The sequence below is a fragment of the Pectobacterium sp. IFB5596 genome, assembly GCF_021432585.1.
Lineage (GTDB): Bacteria > Pseudomonadota > Gammaproteobacteria > Enterobacterales > Enterobacteriaceae > Pectobacterium > Pectobacterium punjabense.
This window is the reverse complement of sequence record NZ_LXFY01000001.1, coordinates 321,329-345,532: the sequence shown is the minus strand read 5'-3', so window position 1 is coordinate 345,532 and position 24,204 is coordinate 321,329. Positions and strand designations below refer to the sequence as shown.

Annotated in this window: 19 protein-coding genes; 5 read left to right on the top strand and 14 right to left on the bottom strand. The window is 50.1% G+C overall.

Annotated features, from left to right (window positions below; all coding sequences use genetic code 11):
* Positions 1–264: 264 nt before the first annotated feature.
* Positions 265–1,794 (top strand): Re/Si-specific NAD(P)(+) transhydrogenase subunit alpha, encoded by a 1,530-nt coding sequence (pntA, locus tag A6301_RS01680; protein WP_205542466.1) that lies wholly within the window; start codon positions 265–267, stop codon positions 1,792–1,794.
* Positions 1,795–1,804: 10 nt separating this feature from the next.
* On the top strand, positions 1,805–3,193 hold the full coding sequence (gene pntB / locus A6301_RS01675; protein ID WP_103860658.1) for a Re/Si-specific NAD(P)(+) transhydrogenase subunit beta: 1,389 nt from the start codon (positions 1,805–1,807) through the stop codon (positions 3,191–3,193).
* Positions 3,194–3,327: 134 nt separating this feature from the next.
* On the opposite strand, the gene uspE is transcribed toward pntB, so the two are convergent.
* The 3 genes from uspE to ogt all read right to left on the bottom strand — a co-directional run bounded on the left by uspE (position 3,328) and on the right by ogt (position 6,015).
* Positions 3,328–4,278: a universal stress protein UspE gene (uspE, locus tag A6301_RS01670; protein WP_234256943.1), complete on the bottom strand. Its 951-nt coding sequence runs from the start codon at positions 4,276–4,278 to the stop codon at positions 3,328–3,330.
* Positions 4,279–4,467: 189 nt separating this feature from the next.
* Positions 4,468–5,214 (bottom strand): fumarate/nitrate reduction transcriptional regulator Fnr, encoded by a 747-nt coding sequence (fnr, locus tag A6301_RS01665; RefSeq protein WP_005968491.1) that lies wholly within the window; start codon positions 5,212–5,214, stop codon positions 4,468–4,470.
* Positions 5,215–5,481: 267 nt separating this feature from the next.
* Positions 5,482–6,015, bottom strand: a complete 534-nt coding sequence (gene ogt, locus A6301_RS01660; RefSeq protein WP_107169535.1) for a methylated-DNA--[protein]-cysteine S-methyltransferase — start codon at positions 6,013–6,015, stop codon at positions 5,482–5,484.
* 487 nt (positions 6,016–6,502) lie between these two features.
* Here ogt and A6301_RS01655 point away from each other — a divergent pair, with 487 nt between their 5' ends.
* Together A6301_RS01655 and A6301_RS01650 are read left to right on the top strand one after the other, a co-directional pair.
* Positions 6,503–7,798 carry a Gfo/Idh/MocA family protein gene (locus A6301_RS01655; protein ID WP_234256942.1) on the top strand — a complete coding sequence of 432 codons (1,296 nt, stop codon included), beginning with the start codon at positions 6,503–6,505 and terminating at the stop codon, positions 7,796–7,798.
* Between the two features lie 108 nt (positions 7,799–7,906).
* Entirely contained in the window at positions 7,907–9,226 is a 1,320-nt protein-coding gene (locus A6301_RS01650; protein ID WP_107169683.1) for an ABC transporter substrate-binding protein, read from the top strand.
* A gap of 67 nt (positions 9,227–9,293) precedes the next feature.
* On the opposite strand, the gene sodC is transcribed toward A6301_RS01650, so the two are convergent.
* The 11 genes from sodC to A6301_RS01595 form a co-directional block, all read right to left on the bottom strand.
* Positions 9,294–9,818, bottom strand: a complete 525-nt coding sequence (gene sodC, locus A6301_RS01645; RefSeq protein ID WP_234256941.1) for a superoxide dismutase [Cu-Zn] SodC — start codon at positions 9,816–9,818, stop codon at positions 9,294–9,296.
* 110 nt (positions 9,819–9,928) lie between these two features.
* Positions 9,929–10,729, bottom strand: a complete 801-nt coding sequence (locus A6301_RS01640; RefSeq protein WP_234256940.1) for an N-formylglutamate amidohydrolase — start codon at positions 10,727–10,729, stop codon at positions 9,929–9,931.
* A gap of 147 nt (positions 10,730–10,876) precedes the next feature.
* Positions 10,877–12,106, bottom strand: coding sequence for a cyclopropane-fatty-acyl-phospholipid synthase family protein (locus A6301_RS01635; protein WP_234256939.1), 1,230 nt, complete (start codon positions 12,104–12,106; stop codon positions 10,877–10,879).
* Complete coding sequence (locus A6301_RS01630) at positions 12,103–12,828, bottom strand: DUF1365 domain-containing protein (RefSeq protein WP_107169532.1); 726 nt, start codon at positions 12,826–12,828, stop codon at positions 12,103–12,105. Before A6301_RS01630 ends, A6301_RS01635 begins: the two co-directional genes overlap by 4 nt.
* Positions 12,821–14,095, bottom strand: coding sequence for an NAD(P)/FAD-dependent oxidoreductase (locus A6301_RS01625; protein ID WP_234256938.1), 1,275 nt, complete (start codon positions 14,093–14,095; stop codon positions 12,821–12,823). The genes A6301_RS01630 and A6301_RS01625 overlap by 8 nt, the downstream gene beginning before the upstream one ends.
* A gap of 4 nt (positions 14,096–14,099) precedes the next feature.
* Complete coding sequence (locus A6301_RS01620; protein WP_234256937.1) at positions 14,100–14,816, bottom strand: SDR family NAD(P)-dependent oxidoreductase; 717 nt, start codon at positions 14,814–14,816, stop codon at positions 14,100–14,102.
* A complete protein-coding gene (locus tag A6301_RS01615) occupies positions 14,813–15,292 on the bottom strand; it encodes a nuclear transport factor 2 family protein (protein ID WP_234256936.1) in 480 nt (159 codons plus the stop codon). Before A6301_RS01615 ends, A6301_RS01620 begins: the two co-directional genes overlap by 4 nt.
* A gap of 257 nt (positions 15,293–15,549) precedes the next feature.
* Entirely contained in the window at positions 15,550–18,012 is a 2,463-nt protein-coding gene (locus A6301_RS01610; RefSeq protein WP_107169528.1) for a putative virulence factor, read from the bottom strand.
* Positions 18,009–20,996, bottom strand: a complete 2,988-nt coding sequence (locus A6301_RS01605; protein ID WP_234256935.1) for a virulence factor SrfB — start codon at positions 20,994–20,996, stop codon at positions 18,009–18,011. Before A6301_RS01605 ends, A6301_RS01610 begins: the two co-directional genes overlap by 4 nt.
* A 2-nt stretch (positions 20,997–20,998) precedes the next feature.
* Entirely contained in the window at positions 20,999–22,384 is a 1,386-nt protein-coding gene (locus A6301_RS01600; protein ID WP_234256934.1) for an SrfA family protein, read from the bottom strand.
* Positions 22,385–22,671: 287 nt separating this feature from the next.
* Complete coding sequence (locus A6301_RS01595; protein WP_234256933.1) at positions 22,672–23,361, bottom strand: expansin EXLX1 family cellulose-binding protein; 690 nt, start codon at positions 23,359–23,361, stop codon at positions 22,672–22,674.
* Between the two features lie 330 nt (positions 23,362–23,691).
* On the opposite strand from A6301_RS01595, the gene A6301_RS01590 reads away from it, so the two are divergent.
* Entirely contained in the window at positions 23,692–24,120 is a 429-nt protein-coding gene (locus tag A6301_RS01590) for an OsmC family protein (RefSeq protein ID WP_215483032.1), read from the top strand.
* The last annotated feature ends 84 nt before the right edge of the window (positions 24,121–24,204 follow it).

The following is a 24,204-nucleotide window of genomic DNA, read 5'->3' as shown; positions in this document are numbered from 1 at the left end:
AGAAAGGCTGGCAGAACCTGTGATAACTCGGCTTTTCTGTGAAATTCATTTTATTTATGGATCATCGATCACATTTTCAGTACGTTATAAATGAATTCGCCTACAGTGAGACGCCCCGAAAAAGCGTGTGGTAGAAGATGAGTAAACCCTCTTCCTGCCGCGTGAATGCGGGGATACAGGGTGCAGTGGGTCTCGGCGAATTCGTATAACAGAGTAGGGTGAGAATAATAACCTTCGTTAAAAATAAGCGAAAAGGGTATCAGCATGCGTATTGGTGTACCAAGAGAGCGGTTGGCCAATGAAGCCCGTGTAGCAGCTACGCCGAAAACGGTTGAACAGCTGCTGAAACTGGGTTTTACGGTCTCGATAGAACGTGAGGCAGGAAAACTGGCAAGTTTTGACGATGCGGCATACGAAGAAGCCGGCGCGTCGATTGTTGACAGTTCAGAAGTCTGGCAATCCGATATTGTCCTGAAGGTGAATGCGCCGCAGGATGATGAAATCGAGCTGACCCGTGCGGGCAGTACGGTTGTCAGTTTCATTTGGCCGGCGCAAAACCCGGTACTGCTGGAAAAACTGGCTGCCCGTCAAGTGACGGTGATGGCAATGGATTCTGTGCCACGTATTTCGCGCGCACAGTCACTGGATGCACTGAGTTCGATGGCCAACATTGCAGGCTATCGCGCTATCGTTGAAGCTGCCCACGAATTTGGCCGTTTCTTTACCGGACAGATTACCGCTGCGGGTAAGGTTCCGCCCGCTAAAGTCATGATTATTGGCGCAGGGGTAGCCGGTTTGGCTGCGATCGGCGCAGCAGGTAGTTTAGGTGCTATCGTTCGTGCTTTTGACACCCGCCCTGAAGTGAAGGAGCAGGTTAAAAGTATGGGAGCCGAGTTCCTCGAACTCGACTTTGAAGAAGAGGCGGGCAGCGGTGACGGCTATGCCAAAGTCATGTCTGAAGCCTTTATTAAAGCGGAAATGGAACTGTTTGCGGCCCAGGCAAAAGACGTCGACATTATCGTCACTACCGCCTTGATCCCTGGGAAACCGGCTCCGCGCCTGATTACCAAAGAGATGGTGCTGAGCATGAAGCCCGGCAGCGTGATCGTCGATTTGGCCGCGCAAACGGGTGGGAACTGCGAATTGACCGTTGCCGACCGCGTGACCGTGACGGAGAACGGTGTCAAGATTATCGGTTACACCGATTTACCTAGCCGTCTACCAACACAATCCTCACAGCTTTACGGCACGAATCTGGTAAACCTGCTTAAGTTGCTCTGCAAAGAGAAAAACGGCGAAATCGATGTCGATTTTGACGACACCGTGATTCGCGGTGTGACCGTTATTAAAGAAGGTGAAATTACCTGGCCAGCGCCGCCAATTCAGGTTTCAGCGCAGCCACAACAGGCAAAACCGGCCGCTGCACCGGTGAAAGCAGAAGCCAAGCCAACATCACCGTGGAAGAAATACGCGTTCCTCGTGATTGCCATTCTGCTGTTTGGCTGGCTGGCTGATGTTGCACCTAAAGAGTTCCTGTCTCACTTTACTGTTTTTGCGTTGTCCTGCGTTGTGGGCTATTACGTGGTCTGGAATGTCAGCCACGCGTTGCACACGCCACTGATGTCAGTGACTAACGCGATATCAGGCATTATCGTTGTCGGAGCATTGTTGCAAATCGGTCACGGCGGATGGGTGTCATTTTTCTCATTCATTGCCGTATTGATTGCCAGCATCAATATTTTCGGTGGTTTCACCGTGACTCAGCGCATGCTGAAAATGTTCCGTAAAAACTAAGGGGTAACACATGTCTGGTGGATTAGTAACTGCTGCATACATTGTTGCCGCAATTCTCTTTATTTTCAGTTTGGCCGGGTTGTCCAAGCACGAAACGTCGCAACAAGGGAACATCTTCGGGATCAGCGGGATGGCGCTTGCGCTGATCGCGACGATTCTGGGGCCTGATTCTGGCAACGTTGGCTGGATCATCGTGGCAATGGCGATTGGTGGATCAATCGGTATTTATCTGGCGCGTAAGGTTGAAATGACCGAAATGCCAGAACTGGTCGCTATTCTTCACAGCTTTGTGGGCTTGGCTGCGGTACTGGTCGGCTTTAACAGCTTCCTCGACCACGGTGAAATCACCGATCCAGTGATGGTCAATATCCATTTGACGGAAGTCTTCCTGGGTATCTTCATCGGTGCGGTGACCTTCACAGGCTCAGTTATCGCGTTTGGTAAACTGCGCGGCAATATCTCTTCCAAACCGTTGATGTTGCCTCATCGCCATAAAATGAATCTGGCGGCGCTGGTTGTGTCCTTCCTGCTGTTATTGGTTTTCGTCAACACCGGCAGCGTAGCGTTGCAGGTACTGGCGCTGATTCTGATGACGGCGATTGCGCTGGTGTTTGGTTGGCACTTGGTTGCATCGATTGGCGGTGCAGACATGCCGGTCGTCGTTTCCATGCTGAACTCCTACTCCGGTTGGGCGGCCGCAGCAGCAGGCTTCATGCTGAGCAATGACCTGTTGATCGTGACCGGTGCTCTGGTGGGTTCTTCCGGTGCAATTCTGTCTTACATTATGTGTAAGGCGATGAACCGCTCCTTTATCAGCGTGATTGCCGGTGGTTTTGGTACCGATGGGGTATCCTCCAGTGAGAGCGAAGAGGTCGGAGAATATCGTGAGGCTTCAGCGGAAGATGTAGCTGATTTGCTCAAGAACTCAACCTCGGTCATTATCACGCCGGGATACGGTATGGCTGTTGCACAGGCGCAATACCCTGTGCATGACATCACTGCAAAACTGCGTGCTCGTGGTATCAATGTTCGCTTTGGTATTCACCCGGTTGCCGGGCGTTTACCTGGACATATGAACGTACTGTTAGCTGAAGCGAAAGTGCCTTACGACATCGTGCTGGAAATGGATGAAATTAATGACGATTTCACCGACACTGACACTGTGCTGGTCATTGGCGCGAATGACACCGTTAACCCAGCGGCGCAAGAAGATCCGCATAGCCCAATTGCTGGCATGCCAGTACTGGAAGTGTGGAAAGCGCAGAATGTTATCGTGTTTAAGCGTTCCATGAATACCGGTTACGCTGGCGTACAGAACCCACTGTTCTTTAAAGAGAACACGCAGATGCTGTTTGGCGATGCCAAAGACAGCGTTGAGGCGATTCTGAAAGCGCTGTAAGCGTGGTAGAACGTCAAAAACGAAAGGGGCGAATATCGCCCCTTTTTCACATCTATTATATCTATGATACTGCGAAAAATAATGCCAGCACGAAGGCTGGCATTATTTGATGCTGAAAGCGATGCAACGAGCGATCAATCGTTTTCGCTATCTTCCTGCGTAATCGGCGAAACGAAATCATCGGGCTTGATCGCTAGCAGGTCGCACTTCAGGTGATCAATCACATGTTCGACGGTGTTGCCGATAAAGGCAGCGGAAAGGCCGGTTCTGCCCAACGATCCCAGAACCACGACGCCAGCCTGCAAATGTTCCGCCAAGTCGGGAATCACCTCTTCTGGCAGCCCTTTTTCTACGTGTGTTACGCGTTCATCCAAGCTGAACTTCTGGCGTAGCGATTTCATGGCAATCAAGTGCTGCCCTCGAATCGCATCGTTGTAGACGCTGGGATCGAAATCAGGCAATTCAATGGCGATATTGATGGGGGTAACCGGGTAAGCGCCAACCAAGTGAACTTCGGTTTGGTCAACCTGCTGCGCTAGCTCCAGCGTTTCTGATACCAGTTTGATATTGAGTGGATCGTGATAAGGGTCTTCACTGGCCAGATTGACGGCAACCAATGCACGGCCTTCGGCCGGCCATGGCTGATCTTTTACCATCCACACGGGGCAAGGACATTTTCTCAGTAATTGCCAGTCTGTTGGCGTAAAGATAACGGCTTCCAGCCGATCGTGCTGATGAGCCATTTTCAATAACAGGTCATGTTGCCCAGAAATCACTTCCCGAATGATGGCTTCAAACGGCTTATTGTGCCAGACCACTTTGATCTCTATCGAAACGCCAGCCTCAAGGTAGTGTTTACACTGTTCCTTAATCCACTCGGTCCGTTGCTGAATAACACCTTGACGCATCTCCCCCCTTTCATCAGGGGAAAGCAGGGTAGTCATTTCATAAGAGAAATCATAAATCGGCAGAAATGCCTTAATATGGCCGCCAAGTCGCTGAACCAGATAAACCGCCCGACGCAGCGCTGGTTGGTCATCCTGATTTGGGTCAATAGCTACCAGTAAATTCTGATACTTTGCCATAGCTCCTCCAAACAGCTGTTACTCCACAGCCCGTAAATTAAGAGTACCGCAATGGGATCGTTTTGAACAACAGAGATAAGCCGCAGAATAACAAAATAGGAAATATCACGGATGATGCAGGGAAGGGGAAAACGATGACGCTGCCACAGCAAAAAAAAGTGGTAGCGTCAACGAGTTAGGCTGGAAGTATTATTTACGTGAAGACCCGGCTAATTCGGAAAGCGCATCGATATTCTCGATCGTAATGTATTTCCCTTTTACTGCCAGCGTACCACTTTTCTGGAAACGTCCCAGCAGACGGCTGATGGTTTCAACGGTCAGCCCCAGGTAGTTACCAATGTCACCGCGCGTCATGGTCAGACGGAATTCACGCGGCGAGAAACCACGTTGGGCAAAACGGCGGGAAAGGTTGTAAACAAACGCTGCCAGACGCTCTTCAGCGTTCTTCTTCGACAGCAGCAGAATCATGTCCTGGTCGCCACGGATTTCGCCACTCATCAAGCGCATCATCTGTTGACGGAGGTTCGGCATTTTCCCAGAGAGATCGTCCAGCGTTTCGAACGGAATTTCGCAGACCATTGAGGTTTCCAGCGCCTGAGCGAAACTCGGGTGTTGAGCGGTGCCAATCGCGTCAAAACCGACTAAATCGCCCGCCAGATGAAAGCCGGTAATTTGCTCATCGCCTTGCTCTGTGATGGTATAACTCTTTATCGTACCGGAACGAATCGCGTACAGCGATCTGAGTTCATCACCTGCTTTGAATAGCGCTTGCCCCTTCTGGATAGGCTTCTTCCTTTCAATGATGTTGTCGAGCTGATCGAGCTCGTGTTCATTCAGGGTGAAAGGGATGCATAGCTGACTGATACTGCAATCCTGACAGTGGATTGCACAACCGCCAGACTGGATGCGTCGGATAATTCGCTTTTCCGGGATCATAGGCTTTGCTCAGGCAATAATTGATATTGGTCAATTTTAACAGCTTTTATCGGCCGTGATAAGAGCGGCAATCACAGGAATAGACCAATAAATAGTGAACTAACTATAATTTTTCGATTTTGCTGAAAAATATTCTGATATATAAACTTTGCGTGGCAATAATATTTTCGCCTATCGCGTTACAGAATGGTTAACGCATTGGTTAACCCGAATCACTTACGAATAAGCAATTCGGCGTGGATTTTTTACGTGTCGGACGCGTTATAATTATAACGGTAAACTATTTTGGCGAGCCAAATAACCTTCGTGTTTTAGCAGCCACTGTTTACGGTGAACCCCCCCAGCATAGCCGGTCATCGCCCCACCGGCACCGATAACACGATGACACGGAACGACGATGCTGACAGGGTTTGAGCCGTTCGCCATACCGACTGCACGTGCTGCACCTGTGCGCCCTAATAGCGTCGCAAGCTCGCCATACGTGGTAATTTCTCCGCAGGGGATGTTGCGTAATTCCCGCCAAACCTGCTGCTGAAATTCGGTTCCTACAGAAGCGACGGGCAGCGTATCAATAATCGTTAATTCGCCATCAAAATAGCGTTGCAGGCTGTCGGTCAAACCACCGGGATTATGACGTGGCTGTAACGAAAAGGGATCATTCCGATAACTGCGATTGAGTGAGCGAAATAGATCGTCTTCATATTCGCGCCACTCAACGGCACGCAAATGATTATTTTCATCAGCAATAATCAATAACTCCCCAAGTGGCGTAGCCATGGTGTCCTGGAAAAAAATCTGCATAGTGATTCCTTACGCGCTTGTCGCTTTCTTGCATCTCTCATTAGTTGCACGCCGATTATCCTGCATCATCAGATGGATTGAAAATAAAATGAGAGATGTGTCACGCAGTGAGGCGAAAAAGGAGAAGGCCATCACGATCGTAACCCGTGCCGCTTCGGTGCATTCTCAGTCTGGCAAAAAATGGAAGAACGGGACGCTATTGTGGAGGGAATCCTGCTGGCGTATGAGCAGTTAAGAGAATCAAGTGTGAGGTATGTGGGATAAATCGAATCTAACATTACCAATAAAATCAAACGGTAATATAGTAAATATGCAATTTGTATTTATGAGAGATGGAGCATGCCAATCTTTATCCTACTGCCAGATGACGTTATCACATGGCAATAATATGAAGGTGAATGATGTGGGTATGTTCTATTTTTTATGGCAACGGCGTTTTATGCACGAATAGCTATGTGATCTACGTTATTTGGGGGACATGCGCAGAATGAAAAAGAAATATGCTGTAGTGGGAACGGGTGGCCGAGCGGGCCTTTATCTGGAATCGATCGCCAGAGATTATCAGGAACAGGGGCACTTTGTTGCATTTTGCGATACAAACCAGACGCGAATGGATTACGCCAACCAGATTGTCCATAAATTTGGCCACAATAATGTGGCGACGTATCATGCCGATCAATTTGAGCAGATGATCGCAGAAACCACACCAGATGTTGTTATTGTTGCATCGATAGACCGGACGCATCATCACTATATTATCCGGGCAATGGAATTAGGGTGTGATGTTATCAGTGAAAAACCGATGACGATTGACGAAGAAAAATGTCAGGCGATTATCGACGCAATTAACCGCACCGGCCGTAAATTGCGAGTGACCTTTAATTACCGCTACGCCCCTCACCACAGTAAAGTCCGTGAATTAATTGCCGCAGGCGTTATTGGTGAAGTCTATTCTGTCCATTTTGAATGGCTGTTGAATACCGAACATGGGGCAGATTATTTCCGTCGTTGGCACCGTGACAAACGCAATAGCGGCGGGCTGCTGGTGCATAAATCCACTCACCATTTCGACCTGGTGAATTTCTGGCTGAATAGCGAACCGGAAACCGTCTACGCACAAGGTGATTTGCGCTTTTATGGTAAAGCGAATGCCGAAGCGCGTGGTGTCACCGCATTCTATGCACGTTCACATAATAGTGTTGCAGCAGAGAATGACCCGTTTGCACTGCATATGAATCAAAGCGAACAATTGACGGCTTTATATTTAGATGCCGAACATGAAGATGGTTATTACCGCGATAAAAGCGTGTTCGATGACGGTATTAATATTGAAGATGTGCTGGGTGTCATGGTGCGTTATAAGAACAAAGCCATTATGACGTACTCATTAAATGCCTATTTACCGTGGGAAGGGTTGAATGTGGTGTTTAATGGCAGCAAGGGCCGGTTAGAAATGAAACTGGTAGAAAAATCTTATGTAAACGGAGGCGGACAAAAAGAAGATGAAGGTGCGCTGGATGAATGTGAAATAAAGATCTATCCGATGTTTGACGCGCCTTATACCGTACCGGTTGAATTTAAATCGGGTGGGCACGGCGGCGGCGATCAGGTCATGTTAAACGATCTATTTGGTACACCGGAACCCGATCCATTACATCGTGCAGCAGATTATCGTGATGGGGCGATGTCTATTTTAACGGGTATTGCCGCTAATCGGTCGCTACGCACCGAACTGCCAGTGAAAATAAGCGAGCTGGCCGTTAACCTGAAAAGAGGGAATTAATCAACGTACCTGCTATTTCGCAGCAAGCGCGTCCGCATCCGTAGTACCCGTCTGCCTGTAATAAGGAGAAGGGTGGAAACCTCCAAATACTATTATAAGGGTTTTATTATGGCGAAAACACGGAACACATTACCTCACCTGCTCTTACTCTGTGCAGCTCTTCCCGTCGGGGCTGCTTTCTCTCACTCTGCTGACGCCACGGAGATCCGTATCTCCTGGTGGGGAGGGAATCAACGGCACGAAGCCACACTGGCTGCTATTAACGCGTTTCAAAAAGCCAACCCGACGATTACCGTCAAAGCGGAATATGCTGGCTGGGATGGTTATCTTTCTCGACTATCAACGCAGATGGCTGGGGGGCAAGAACCCGATGTTATGCGTATTGACTGGAACTGGTTACCGCAGTTTTCCCGCAACGGCGACGGTTTTTATGATTTGAATAAGCAAAAAGACGTTTTAGGGTTGGGGGATTTTCCACCTAACTACCTGAAAACGTCCGACGTAAAAGGGAAGCTGCAAGGTCTCCCGATTTCGATGACGTCCCGTAGCATGATTTACAACAAAACCACCTGGGATAATGCGGGTGTTGCTTACCCGAAAACCTGGGATGAACTGTTTGCCGCAGGCCCGGTGTTTAAACAAAAACTGGGTGACAATTTTTACCCACTTGGCGTTGCCCAAGGGGCAAGCGATGTGCTGGATATTCTCACGCTCGGCCGTAGCTACATGGCACAGAAATACGGCATTGATCTCATCGATGAGAAGAAGCAAAGCATTGCCTATAGCCGCGATCAGGTAAGAGAGCTCTTCGGCTTTTATAAAAAGCTGGTTGATTCCCATGTGATACCCGATCAGCGCTATTTCTCCTCGTTCGGGCGGACTAACGTTTATGAAATCCGTCCGTGGATTAACGGTGAATTGGCGGGTATGTATCTGTGGGATTCTGCCATCTATACCTATTCCAGCAATATGCCGAAAGAGACGGTCTTAGAAACCGGGCCATTTATCACGATGCCGGATGCGAAAGATTCCGGGCTGACAAGTAAACCGTCTTCGCTGTTTGCGATCAGTAAAAACAGTAAACATCCGAAGGAAGCGGCGATGTTGATGAGTTTTATGCTGAGTAACCCAGAAGGCGTGAAGGCGGTTGGGCTGCAAAACGGGATGCCGGCTAATCCGAAAGCACAAAAACTGCTGGAGGATATTGGTGTGATCAACGCCGGTAATCTGTTAGCCAATGCTTATCGAGCAGCCGCTGAGCAACCTGCATCGAAGGTGCCCGTTTCACCGTTTATGGAAAATCAGGAGCTAGTACAGCTGTGGACCACGAGCCTGCAAAAACTGGACTACGGCAATGGTGAGGTGAATAAAGTTGCCGATGATTTCCTGAATAGCGCTAATCGCATTTTAAAGCGCGCTATCCGATAACCACCGCTGTTAGTGTGCGATGCCGTATCGTGAAGGATATGGCATCGCATGTCTTGAATGTTATGCCTTACTTAATCACACCACACGCCATTCGGGCTCCGCCACCGCCCAATTTTGCTGGCGTGTCAGCATAGTTATCCCCGCCAACATGAACCATCAACGCATGATTCTTCACCTCAGACAGTGATTTTATCCGTGGAGCCAGAACCGGATAGGTTGACGTGCCGTCGGTATTAGCCACCAATCCGGGTAAATCGCCTAAATGCCCTTGGGCATTATAGGGGCCAAGGTGTTTACCCGTTTTTTTCGGGTCAAGGTGGCCACCTGCCGCCAGTGCAGGAACCGGTTTACCGTCTTGCTCGGCGGGTTCACAGCTGGCATTTTCATGCACGTGGAATCCGTGAATACCCGCGTCCAGCCCCTTCAGATTCGGCGTGAAAAGCAGTCCGTACGGTGTTTCTGTTATGGAGACTTCACCGATACTGCTGCCAGAACCGGTAGGTAACGCTTCATTAAGCGTTACCGTGGTGCTTGCTGCGAAGGTGGAACAGGAAAAGAACACGCCTGTCAGGATAAGTGCCTTCAGATTCATTGTCTTTTACCTCTCATATTCGATGATGGCTGCAACACAAACGGATTTAACATATTGAATTGAAATGGTAGTTGAGTCAGGCTACGCGTCAAATCAGGTGATTGTCCGTATCATGCCTTCACATTCACTCGGGATTGGATTAATTGGTTAAAGGCTCGAATAAGACGAGGCTGCAATGCAGCTAACCTATCGCTATCCAATTCTGGTCGTCCTGGTTCATCGATCTGGTCACAATCCATGTAGTTGGTATAACGCAGCTCAAATTGTATCGCTTCTACCTGCGGGCCATGATGGCGACGCAATATATAAACACCGCCAAAGGGAACATTGACAGAAGTTACGAATCCTTCACTGATAAGGATATTTTGCAGGTGTTCTATCGTGGTCTTACTGCTTGAAATGCCATGCAAGTTGCCTAAACAAATATCGTTCTCTGATGGTCCCATGAAGGCATGTAAATCAATAAACAAACATGAACCGAAACGTGCCACGCTATCTGCCAGTAGCGCTTCCAGTGCTTGATGAAAAGGCTCATGGTAACGCCGTATACGCTCTGCCAGCTCCTCTTCTCCAGGGGGATGAATATGGGTTTGTTGACCGGAAAGAAGTGTTTGAGCAACGGGGGCGCGACCAAATGGTCCGTAAAGTTCGCCACTGGCATCTCGGTTAAGATCGACAACATAGCGACTATGGGTCGCTGTTATAGTTGTTATCCCGAGATCGGGTAAAAAGTTAAAAACGTCAGGAATAAACCAGTCTGTATTTCTCAACCATGCTAAATGCTCGGGTGTGAACTGTTTTGCGATGGTTGGAGGAACAAACAAACCGCTATGTGGAATGCTTGCGATGACCGGTATTGCTTTCGCTCGTGGCGGCGTGATGTTGAAAACAGGATGATTATGGGTACTCATGCGGTTCCTGTAGTAGTTAAAAAGAGTGTAGATAATTTGGCTACCAACCAGACAGCTTGCCCTGCGGCCGACAGATGTGGTGATGATTTATCTTTCGCTTTTTAGAGATGAGTGTAAAGACAGTAATCACGGCCTGCTTTATTTTATTCATGATCTTTCTGCCGTGAGCTGTACCGTGCTAATGGTTCGGGCGCGAAAGCCCGCTTCACAATAGCAAAGATAAAATATCCACAGGCGTTGGAAAGATTCATCAAAGCCCTGCGCATTCAACGTATGCCACTGCTGATAAAAACGCTGACGCCATTCGCTCAGGGTGCGGGCATAGTCCTGACCGATATCGAACAGGTCACGGGTGATAAAGTCGGTATGCCGCGTCATAGTTGCGGTCATCGCGGTGACCGAGGGAAGAAAACCGCCGGGGAAAACATAGCGTTGAATAAAGTCCACATGGCGGGAGTAATGATGGTAGCGTTGGTCGGCGATGGTGATGGCCTGAAGCACCATGCGGCCTTGTGGCTTCAATAATTGCTGACAGCATTTGAAGAAGATGGGTAAATAGGCTTTCCCGACTGCCTCGATCATTTCGACCGAGACCAATTTGTCATATTGGCCGCTCAGGGTGCGATAATCCTGTAGCAGCACCGTGACTTTATGGCTCAACCCTGCTTGCTGGATACGTTCAACTGCGTAGTCATATTGCTGCTGTGACAGCGTGGTCGTGGTGACGTAACAACCGTACTCACGTGCGGCCAGTTCGGCTAACCCGCCCCAGCCGGTGCCAATTTCCAGTAAATGGTCCGTTTCACACAGCGCTAATTGTTCACAGAGACGGCACAATTTGGCGCGCTGTGCGTCTTCTAGCGTCATGTCGGGGTGCTGATACCAGGCGCTGGAATAGAGCATTTCGCTATCGAGAAAGCTGCGATAAAAATGATTGCCCAGATCGTAATGGGCGGCGATGTTTTTCTGTGCCTGCTGCGGACGATTACGACGACACCAGTGTATAAACCGATGGAATGGCGCCGTCAGCCAGCCAAAACGTGCTTCAAGCGTATCAACTAACGCCTGATTCTGCGCCAAGAGCTGAAGAACGAGCGTGAGGTTTGTTGAACTCCAGTCACCATCAATGTAGCTCTCTCCAGCGGCGATGCTTCCACCCAGCAAGATTCGGCGATAGACGCGAGGATGATGTATCGTGATGTCACCTTGCAATGCTGCATGCTGGTCTCCGAAGAGTATTTCATGACCTTCCGGTTCGCGGAGGCGCAAATATCCGCCGTCTATTCGCCCAAGCAGGGCAAAGACCACTTTTCGAGCTCGGAGATAGCGAGCGCTATTGTTCGGGCGACGTACCAGCTGTGTTTCCGTTGAACTCATGGGTTGTCCTTCTTTCCAGACTGCGGATGAGGATAAACGGGGGAACGTTTAATCCACAGTTTCAAAGCCTGCCAATATATGGTGCAGGCGATCTTTATCGTCATTAACGGCAGGGACCAAAGCTGGCTGCGTAGGGCGGCGCGAGTGAGCGGCTGACGGTGTAGCAGCAGCGTTGCATCAAACTCGCGCCCCTGTCTGTGATTCTCGATGTGAATTCTCAGCCGAGCAACGGGCGGCGTGAGTCGCCAGTGGTAGACCATCTCCATCGGGTTAAACGGCGATACATGAAACGCCTTGGATACGGGCTTAGAACCATCGGGGACGACGGCATAAGTATGGCGTTCATTCCAGGGCGTATTACGCACCTCTGCCAGTAACCAGCGCAGTTCATTGTGCTCATCGTATAAATAATAGAAATTAACTGGATTGAAATAGCAGCCGAGATAGCGTAGCTGGCACAGGAGGAAAACCTTCCCTGTGAGACGTTCCCCGGTTAATTCCGCAATTCGATCCTGTGCTTTGGTTTTGATATCGCCGCCACTGAGGTAATCACCGCGATAGAATGACGCTGGGGCAAAGCGTTCTAAAGCGATACCCGCGTGCGGCAAGGCGGGAATTTCATCTAAATCAATGAGCGTCATGAATAGCGCATAGTCAAAACGATGCGTGACGGGCGTGAAGCGCCGATGACGAACTTTACCCACATACAGGGCGCTATTCATACGGCATACCTTGGTCGAATTGGCTAATGACATCCAGCGCGCTTTTTACACCATCTTCATGAAACCCGTTGTACCAATAGGCACCACAAAACCAGCTACGGTGGTGTCCATTAATACGTTCACGCTGCTGTTGGTACTCCGTTGTCTGTTGAGTAAACACCGGGTGATGATAAACCGCGTGGTGCAATGTTTTATCCGGGTCAATATCCTGCTGAGGGTTCAGTGAGACACAGAAGGTGGTGGATGAACGAAAACCTTGCAGGATATTCATATTATACGTGACGGACGCACGCGAACGGCTAAGCGCTTGATCGACCGGCAGACGATAATTCCAACTTGCCCATGCTCGGTGGTTATGGGGTAAGAGTTGGGTATCGGTATGCAGAATCACATGATTAGGTTGGTAGCGTATGCCTCCGAGAATGCGTCGTTCATCGGACGTACTTGTTTCCAGCAGCGCCAGCGCCTGATCGGAATGGCAGGCGAAAATGACCTGATCAAACCGATACACCTGTTCGGCAGTATGCAGCGTAATCCCTGAGTCATCACGTATAACCTGACTGACTGGCGTATGGAGATGGATCGTTGCTCGATCGCGGATACGCTCGGCAATGCGTCGCACATACTCCCGTGAACCGCCAGGCACGACCATCCACTGCGGACGATTGACCAAATCCAACAACCCATGGTGGTTGAAGAAGGTGAGGAAAAGCGATAGAGGAAAATGCCGCATATCCTCAAGCGACGATGACCAAATTGCTGCTCCCATTGGCAAAAGATAGTGTTGTGCAAAGAACGGCGAAAATTTTTCCTGCTGTAACAAGTGGCTTAGCGTCAACCCACACCTTTGGTGTTCTCCACTGGCAAGATATCGCTTGCACACACGATTGAAGCGCACGATTTCCGCAACAAAGCGATAGAACGCAGGGCGGAACAGGTTAGCACGCTGGGCAAACAGCGTATTTAGCGTATGTCCGTTATATTCCAGGCCAGAAACTGGGTTACTGACCGAGAAACTCATTTCCGTGGGTTGGCCGATTAAGCCCAGTTCATCCAGCAGGGCAATGAAGTTTGGATAGGTTCGCTCGTTATAAACAATAAAACCTGTATCGATGGCATAAGGGATGCCATCCTGAACCACATCGACTGTTGCCGTGTGTCCCCCCAGATAATCGTTCGCTTCAAATATCGATACCTGAAAGCGTTCGGATAACCTGAGTGCGCAGGTTAAACCAGAAATACCGCTACCAATAATGGCAATCTTCATACCTTTACCTTACTAACCGGCTGGCCAGCAGACGTTGCCATGACTGTGGGAGCACAGAAATCAATTTGAGTAATAGCGCAAAGCCCAAAGGGAAGGCGATTTCGCGTTTCTTCTTTTCCAGCCCGCGCCGAATAGCATCAGAGGCGTGTGACGCAGAGATCAACATCGGCATGGGGAAATCATTACGCGCGGTTAGCGGGGTATCCACAAAACCGGGTAGGATCAGCGACACGGTGATATTGTGAGCCTGCAAATCCAGCGACAGGCTACGTGCGAAATACGCCAGTGCAGCCTTTGAAGCCCCATAGGCTTCTGCTCGCGGCAGGGGAACGAGGCTGGCGGTTGAGCCGACAAACGCCAGATGACTGTGGCTAGCAAGCTGCGGTAAGAGCACCGACAGACAATTCACGGGTCCTATCACGTTGGTTGTTAGTACCCGGCTGATTTTTTCCGCATCAACGACGCCGTTATCCAGATATTCACAGGTTCCCGCGCAGAGAATCACCAAATCGGCTGTGACGCCGTCTAATGCCTGCCGCGTATCGGCTACGTTCGTCATATCAAATGCTGTGGTACGGAGGGCTGGGAAGGCGGTAGTTAATGCGCGAAGCCGCTGCTCATCGCGCCCGCAGGCGAGGACGTCCCAGCCGTCTCTGGCATAATCCAGCGCCAGTTGTTGACCGATTCCAGAACTGGCTCCGGTAATCAACACGCGTTTCATGCCTGAAGTCTCGATTTTAGGTAACGGATTGACGAGCCCAGCAGGGGAACATGCTGATAAAGCATCGCACCCATGTCGTAGTAATCGCGGTGGTAGATAACTTTGTCGTCAGCAAAGAGTAGGTGGCTACAACCCGCGAGCGTCAGCGGCGCATTATGCTTTAGCGACGGATGGGCATAGTGCATCGTCCAGAACATCGTTGCGCCACCGCGAAAGGTATGGATATCGCTGATATTGAACTGACAATAGCTCAGATTGTTGAGTGAATTGGAAAAGTAACGCTGTAAGGCACTCAGCCCATGATGGTTGGAAATAGGATCGATAAAGTGAATATCCTGATGATAAATATCACCGAGTGCCGTTAATCCTTCGGTTGTCAGTTCTCGATAAAATGCCTTTATTTTCAGCAAAATGGGCTCATACTCGCCGTTTTCTAGCGAGATACCGTCTTCCTCGCGCGCTTTTTCTATCGTCATAACCACTCCTGTTAAGGTCACCCACATCCACGTCGTGGAAATGGCTAACAGATAGAGGAACGTCAACGCTTATTAATTGAAAGTCATCAGCTTAGGTATAGATTGAATCCACCATTCGTCAAATAAGATTTTTAGGAATGACAAGGGCGCGATAAATACATTAGGAGGGGAAAATGTGGCAGAAAAAGGAAACATGACATGAATAATAGTGACAACGTCACGCCATGTTTCCTATATCACTCTTGATAGCCTGGAAATTATTTCTCTGCGGGTTTAATTAACGCCAGAATCGTGCCCAACTGTTCGCGCTGTTCAGCACTGACTTCTCGCGCAGCGGAATAACCAGCATTCTGGATAATCATCTCATTCAGGCCAACTAGCCAGTCATAGATATAAAACGCCGTATTGTTGGTGGGCGTTAGCGATAGCTTAGTTAGGCGCTGCGAAGCACCAAAGCTGACTGCCTGTTTTTGCGGCTTGGCGAAAATTTTATGGCCGCGATTAATCCGGCTGGCAGGGCGCAGAGATTCATCAAGCTGCTGGAAGCCAAGCCAGGCAACAAAGTCCCCGAGAATAGTGAGCACGCGCGAAACCTGGCGGTCAGCTTTATTCTCGCGGTTGATGCCCAACGACTCACCATCGACCAGCATATCGACCAACGCTTCTTCGATCCGCAAACGGATACTACCGGTAATCAATTCTTCAACCAGCATTTCGATCGTTGATTTCGGCACATTCAGCAGATCGAGGAGTGGAGCATTTTCCGGCAGGCCGCGTAGGTAGTTAATCCAGTAACGATAAACGCCATGCGCATAGTCCGCCTCATAGCCATGATCGACGGTAATGACGGGTGCAGCGGGTTGGTCGAGCGCGATCGGTTCATCGGCAAAGAGATCGATTTCGATCCCGACACCAAACGGATCGCTATTGGCCAAGGGGGCTGAAGGGTCTTCAGCATCGGTGAGAAAATTGCCATAGCTTGCGCCTTGCTGTTGCAGATACAAACGGCGCAGTTCATCACGCGAAGGCAGAAGACGTTCCAGTAACTCGCCGTGTACGCCGGTTCGAGTCTGGAGCGATTTAAGCAAGGTTTCTGCGATGCGCTGTTTTTCCGCCGGATCGTCAACATCGACGGGCAAATACCAGTTCCCCAGCAGGTTATCGCTGAGTTCACGCTGGAGTTCGTTAAGCTGTTCACCGATGCGACCGAGTTTCACTTCCCGGTGGACTTCAGCACCCAACCACGTGGCCATACGTGCCACGCCGCGCTTATCCATCGCTAGCATCGTTCCCCAGGCATCGCCTGGGTTACCCACATAACGCTGTACTGCTGCATCGTAGTTTTGCCCGTGGGTAATACGCCGATCGTGGCGAGTGACCGCCCAAATTAGCCCCGGTTTACGGTGGCTACGAACCTGCGCGTTTTCGCCCTGCGTTTGTTTCACCCAGTGATCCAAGGCCTTACCGACCACTTTAACATCACCACGATCGCCAGCGGCGCTGCATACCATCAGTACGTTCATTTCCTGATTATCGGTATAGCGCTCTAGCAGATAGGCGCGTTTTGCACGCAATAATGTATGAGCCAGCGGATACGGTATATGTTGGCGTTTTGCTGGTGGCTCGTCCCGCGTTTCGCGGATTTCACCAAAGCCGGGAAAATCCAACACATCGACCTGCTCGAACAGCGCTTCTTTGGGAGGCAAGTGCAGCGGGACAAGCAACTCTGCGGTCAGCATCGTTAATTCAGCCAGCGAGAGCTCGGTTGTTTTCCCTGCGCGCCCATTCTGAACCGGGCGCACCAACACGCCGGGATCGTCGGCGCTGTGCAAACACTCCAGCGCGGAACCGTCGATCAGACTGTCCGCTGGATTCAAATCATCATCTACTAGCGTTCGTAACGGGGCTAACAGCTTGCTTGTACCGGACAGGTGTTGCAGTGTGTGACTGAAATGGCGATACGCAGCGGTCAGCGAATTCAATTCTCCCCATAACACAGAGAAAAGTTGGGCGCGGTCATCAACGGTGAGATAGGGCGCTAATTCAATCGCAACTGGCCAGAAGTGTGCCTCCAACTGTTTCTGCCGTTTGACATCGTGACGTGCGAGATAGTCCCAGAGTTCGACCACTTCATCGCGGCTCATCCCTTCGACGGGTTCTGGCTGACGGTGCATCAACAGCGTTTTGATGTGCTCGGCGATATGGCGTTCATCGAGTTCCTCGAACGTTGTCTCTTGGTTGAGATCGTTCAAAAATGCGTTGGCCATGATCTTGCCGATATCCAACTCGCTGAGGAGTTGCAACTGAACGGGAAACGATTTGTTCTTCACGCCAGACTGTCGGCTAAAACGCGTGACGAGCGCAGCGGCACGGTCAGACGGGTTAATATGATCGATATAATCCAGCTGTTGCCCTTCAAACGAGGTTTCCAGCTTACCGTTTTCTCCCCCGGCCAGTGACGCGATCAGATAGTTTTTTCCCGCCTGAGATAGGCCAAAAAAGCCGATGGCAATCTCTTTCTGTGCAACATCGGACAGATGCTGCGCTTTATTATGATTACGGCGCAATTTGACGATCAGTCGGTCTGCTTCAATATCCAGGCGTGGGGCGTTCTGGCGCGTGTTTTCAACCCAGTCGATGGCTTGTTCAACACCTTGTGTAACGGCCTGTAGCTGGCCGTGAAGTCGGGTGGAAAGCTGTTTAGGCGTTAATCGTTTCATTTTTTAAATACACTCCCACTATCGATCCAATAATGGGTCGCTCCTGAACCGTTAGCGGATAATGTGTTCAATTTGAGTCGTAAATGATGGGGCGGCACGCGGGTGCCATCTTCCAACACAGCATCGGCAATCTCAAAGCGCTCGGGGCTGTCCTGATCGTCGCTTTTTGTCACGGCCAGCCGGACGCGCAGCTTACTGTCGCCAACAACCTTACGGGCTAAATCCTGATCGACGATTGATAGCATATAAAGCGAGGACGCGGGCCAGCGCTCGTTGTCTAACTGGCGGAATCCGAGGCAGAGTGAACCGCGTACCTGGAAGCTATGTTTCGGATCAAGTACGAAATCCGAGGCATCCAGATCGATATCGCTGTAATACACGTTATCCAGCGTCAGTGCGTTATTGCTGTCCATCATGCCGAGGTAGCGCACCGTCGAGTATGGCTGAAAATCACCGACCTTAAAGTAAAAGCCCGGCAGACGCAGATCGAGCGCCAGCAGGCACAGCATCGCACCGACGGCTGCCGTGGATTTTGGGTTATCGATACGCCCACGTTTGTTAAACGGATACCAGTCGTTGGTGTGATATCCATCCAGTGACAGCATCCGGTTAATCGGCAGCGGTTGCAGGTGGCGGAACAGTGCCTGAATCCCAGGGAAACGCGAAGGACGGCCGGTGAGCAGCAGCACGTCGCACGAATACAGCGACACCACTTCAGACATCAGGCGCAGATTCTGCGTGATATTCATTTTGTTGGACAGGAATTCGCCGTGCAGCTTGTTCAGTTTGAGGATGAGCGGCACCTGCAAAATATCGAATACGACATCGCTAACCGGCAGCTCGCGCTGCACTTCTGTATTGATGTATTCCAGCACTTTACCTGTCGGTGCCTGTTCCAACAATTCGCCGAAGGTGGATTCGATTTCGGCACTGGTGTCCAGTGGGTCAAAGCGCTCATAGGCTTCCAGAATCGCGCGACCGATCGGGATAAAGACCTGCAACGTCACCTGCTGGCGTAGCGTAAGCTGCGCGTCCATACGGCCTTCATTGCCGAACAATTTTGCCATCAACGCATCCGGGCTGGCCAATCCTGCGGTTTTCAGCGCGCTCTGTAGCGCGGGAAGGATGTAAAGCTGAATCACGTCCAGCAGGATATCGTCACCGGCGACCTTAAAGCCTTCGCGGAACAGCAGGCGTGGAATGATTTTAACGTTGTTGCCCACACCGTCATCGAGCAGATACTGCGTAATGGCGAGGTCGGTGGTGCCGCCACCGATGTCGATTGAGGCAATGCGCAGCGTTTTCCCTACGGGTTCGCCTTCGTCAAGTTCTTTATCTGGTCGCGCCATGCTGGCGAAGAAATCTTCCGCTCGGCCACCAAAATTCACCTGCGCTTCGTTATACAGGTAAACCATCTGTCCGCACGTCGCTTCGTCCCATTCGATTTGCACCTCCGGCACCGGAACCCGACTCTGTTGCTTGTCGGCTGGCGTGGTGAAATCGTCATCCATCGGATGCCAGTCCATCGCTTTCCAGACCAGCGCAATAGCCTCATGCATACGGCGACGGAAAATTTCACGTTCAGGCTTCGGCATTGCGGAAGGCAGCGTCAGAATGATATTACGCAACTGGCGCGGCGCGCTGCTGTGAATCATCTTCAACCGTTGAGCGGCGCTATTCATCTGCATGAGCGCCTGTGCCAGCAGTTCGGAGAGCATGAATGTCATGATCGAGCTGCGGCTGTAGTGCGGTGAAAATACCGGTAAACGCTCATCCAGCGGCTGATTGTAGAGAGGTTGACCTTCATCATTTAGCATGATGGTCAACGGCATGGCCGTCGCTAATGGTTCGGTCTGCGAGTGGGCGTCCGTTTGGCTGAAGCGCCAGCCTGGTGCATAGCTTTCTTCGTCCCACAAGTAACGGCGCGGGCTGGAAATCCCGCTCGATCCTTCCGTTCCCTGACGCAGCAGCGCCATGTGGCTAGCCTCACGCCCGACGCGAGTGATCGACGGCCAGATGAAGGCATCATCACGGCCGCTTTCTACAGAGAAGTTTTCCTTGCCGAATTTTGCCTGTGAAAATTCAACGCGGCTCTCAAACAGTTCGTTATACAGATAATGTGGCTCACTCAGATCGCGCAGTTGCAGCTCATAGGTCTGCTTCAGGCCGTTGCTTTCGTCTGCATGATCTTCAACCAGAATGCCGCAGGTGTGCGAGTTGCCAACATCCAAAATCAGGTCAACGTTGACCGCGGGTTCCTGCAATGTGCTGGTATTGATGCGGATTTCCGGCACTTCGAGTTGGTTGCCCAACATATCCAACACATTCAAATAATGTGCCTGATATTCAAATCCTCTGAGCGCCACTTTTACATCATGGCTATCGCGGTTTTCCTGCACTTTAACCTGCTGAGTAAAGACTTCACGCAGCCACCCGTCGACCCAGGTTTCATCGAGGAATTCACCCAATTCATCGCTGTGATAAGCCAGCGCGAAATTCCCCCCCGTTTTGATGTCATTGGCATTCGGTGCCAGGGACTCGTACTCGTGGCCTTCGGGATAGGTTTTGGTATCGAACGCTAAACAAATGCGGTGCGTGTTGCCGTCCTGATCGGGCGTATCTAAAGTGAGAATCTGCATCCGCGCCCAGTTGTCTGGACCGCCCATAAAAGTACGCGGCGGATTGAAACGGAAGAAGGGCAGTGGCAGCCAGACTTTTTCCAACAGCTTAAGCGATTGCTCAAGCGAGATACTCAACTCAGGCTTCACGACTTCCGGTGGCATACCGGTTGCTGAAGGCAGCAGGTATTTGTCCGAGTGTTCATCGTAAAGCAGGTGCAGTAAGGGGCCGTTGGCACTTTTACGCACATAACAGTTAGGCTGTTCAGCTAAAAACTGCGGCTTTAACGCAAAATCCAAAAACTGAATCCCGCTGTCCTGAATCAACGTAATGCGTTGTTTATAATCGGTAATCGTCGCCAGCATGATTATTTACTCTCGCGCTTTATCGTCATCGGGAAAACGGTGTCTGCGTCATAACGACCAATACACTCCGCAGCGGTGCCAGATGCACCTTGTTTACAGACCAGTTCCGGCATTTGGAAACGAGAATTATCGGAACAGCGTGCACCAGAACGACTATTGATGATCAGATTGCCAGAGCCCATTAATCCCGCCTCAACATTGGCACGACACGTGACACCGTCACCATGAGTGATACGCGCAGTCCCTTTGCCATTTTGGATTTGGTAGCGCAGGCTCGGTGGCCTTCCGGTAATTGGGGCTTTTCCATCAACAATGACGCGCCAGTTGCCGTTCAGGAATTTGATAGATCCGATTTTCACCGCATCTGCCGGCATGACTAAGTCATCCCGGCCCGCAGGAAGTGCCGGTACTTGTTCAATAACCGGTTCAACCGGTGGTGTAACAGGCTCTTTGGGTTCAACAACCGCAGGGGCTTCTGGTTTGACTGCCTCTACAATCGGCGGTGCTGAAACGGGTGGCTCAACGGCTTTTACGATCTCTTTTTCTACGACAGGCGGAGCGGGTGGCGGTGTGGGTTCAGCCGGCGTTGAGGCAGGCAGTGCGCGTTTTTCCTGCTTGACCGTTGCAGCCTGTTCGGATGTCGGTTTGTTGTCTTGTCCTGACACGCAGCCACGTATTTGTAATGCCAAAATAGCGAATAGCGCGGCGGCAGGTAACAGCCACCACAGGCGGAAGAATGGCGGGCGAGCAGGTAATGTTGCCGCAGCGGTAGGCGCTGGTGTCGGCTCAACAGGTTCGGGCTGAGCGATAGGCTGTGGTTCTGGCTCGGGTTCAGGGGCAACCAATGGAAGCGTTGGTACGCTTGCTACGGGCGTGGAGGCGACCACAAGCAGTTCAGCTTCCCTGATGACAGGGCGCAGGCAATCCAATGCATCAAGGCGGGATTTCTTATCAAGGTTGACGAAACCCCAGAACGTTAAAACAGGTTTACCATCAACCAGATAGACGTGGTTTGCTCCAGGGAACTGTATCGCTTTTGCCAGCAGGACACCGAAAAGTTTCTGCCCCGCTTTTTCTGCATTTTGCGCACGCAGGCTGATGTCGGCAACCGCGGTTTGATAGGTTTCCAGTAATGACAGCGCCTTTTCCCGTTCTTCTTCACTGGCTGCAATCCAGGAGGTGACTTTACCGTCAATTGGCGCATACCAGTCAATACGGTCGCCATGCTCGTTGGGTTGGGGAATCGCCAGACAATCGGCAATTTGCTGCTGTTTTCTGAGACGTAACGTTTCCCGCAATTGAAGTGCTGATGCGTAAACTGGCTGCCCGTTCTCACCCAGCGCCAGAAAATCATCCAAACTTCCACTACGTAAAAATAATTTTGCCACGCAAAAGAGACCTTTTGTAATGATGCCTAAAGCAGAAAATAGAATGTAATCTGCGACAGGGTATACTGTAGTGCGAATGATGGCGAATCAAACGCTTAAAGAAGTGATAAAACTAACAAATATTTGGGCAATAGAAAAAGTGGGAAGCGAGATGCGTACTCACGAAGAACGGACAATATCCAGATAATACAATGAAGATTCTTAAAAAAGTGTCTACTGCTTCAATCGCAATCTGGCAGAAATGAGGGATGCTGCGTAGTGTCAGCTTCCCTCAAGGTTTTGAGTGATTACAGTTTGACGTTGCCTGTGATCAGATACGCAGATGACGTGCTTTGTGACATCGGCGGCAGCGTATCACTGAGGACGTTGCCTTTTACATCGGTAAATTCAATCGGAATGTTGTTCATTCCGACGTGCTCCACAATAAAGTGGTTGTAATCGGTTTTTTGTGCAGCAATCCATTGGTTATTGCGCATATATTTCATTTCAATAACCGGATATTTCACATTCCTAAATTGCACCGCTGCCCAGTAAGGGTTTGAACCTTCCTTTATACGATAAATAACGTTGCCATTGACTGGCGCTTCGATCAGCGTCCAGTCGATATTAATTTTCCCATCTCGCAGGTCGCCTATTTTCTCGAATGCATTAAACGATAAATCTAATGCGCAATCTCCACCTTCTGGATAAAGATCCGTGACATAAACCACCGTGCTACCTTTTGGACCATTCACTTTCAGGTATGCTCCAGCCAGCGATGCTTTAATACCGCGATAATCCAGTTGGCTCCGGTTTAGCGCGGTGATCTCCATATTTTGTGGAATAGGGTCCAATAAGAGTGCGCCACCCTGATACCCAGAGCCCGTTGCGGTAGCGTAACCGTAACAGATATCGTCCAGTTCCCACTGGGCGTGAGCGGTATTAATCAGGGGGATAACGCATAATGCGGACAACGCTAATGAGGTTATTTTATTCATGTTTCACATCCAATATGATTCAAGAGTAATAACATAGGTGAGTCGTAAAAATAAATGCGCCAAAACAGAATTCCATTTTCTTAAAACCCATTGTTCTGACACATCGATAATCCAGAGTTTGTATAAATAGGTAAATCGGTTTTATCTTAAAATAATAAAGCAGTGAATATATCTCTGAGTTTATTTATATATAGTGAAATAATTATGTGCATAGAATAATTGATTTGGGGTTATGCCAAATATGTTCTACGGTTTAAAGGGCGTGACGATTACATGGCTACGTTCCAACTCGGATAGCTGCCAATGGCTAATCTATAACGAGGAGATTGCATGACTATTCATAAGAAAGGGCAAGCGCATTGGGAAGGTGATATCAAGCAGGGAAAGGGCTCGGTTTCAACAGAAAGCGGGGCATTGCGGCAGCAACCTTATGGTTTCAATACCCGCTTTGAGGGTAAACCCGGCACGAACCCGGAAGAGCTGATTGGTGCGGCGCACGCTGCCTGTTTCTCTATGGCACTATCGCTGATGTTAGGCGAAGAAGGCCATAAGCCCGAGTCGATTGATACTACGGCAGATGTATCGCTGGATAAGGTCGATGGTGGATTTGCGATTACTAACATCGCGCTTCACAGCACAGTGAAGCTACCGGGGATTGATGAAGCCACGTTCGATAAGATTATCCAAAAAGCGAAAGCGGGTTGCCCGGTGTCAAAAGTGCTCAAGGCTGAGATTACACTGGACTATCAGTTGAACTAACGACTGAGCGTGACGACTACGGGAGCGATGAAAGGGCTTGCCAGACGATACTGGTGAGCCTTTTTACATTCATCCAATCAAAAA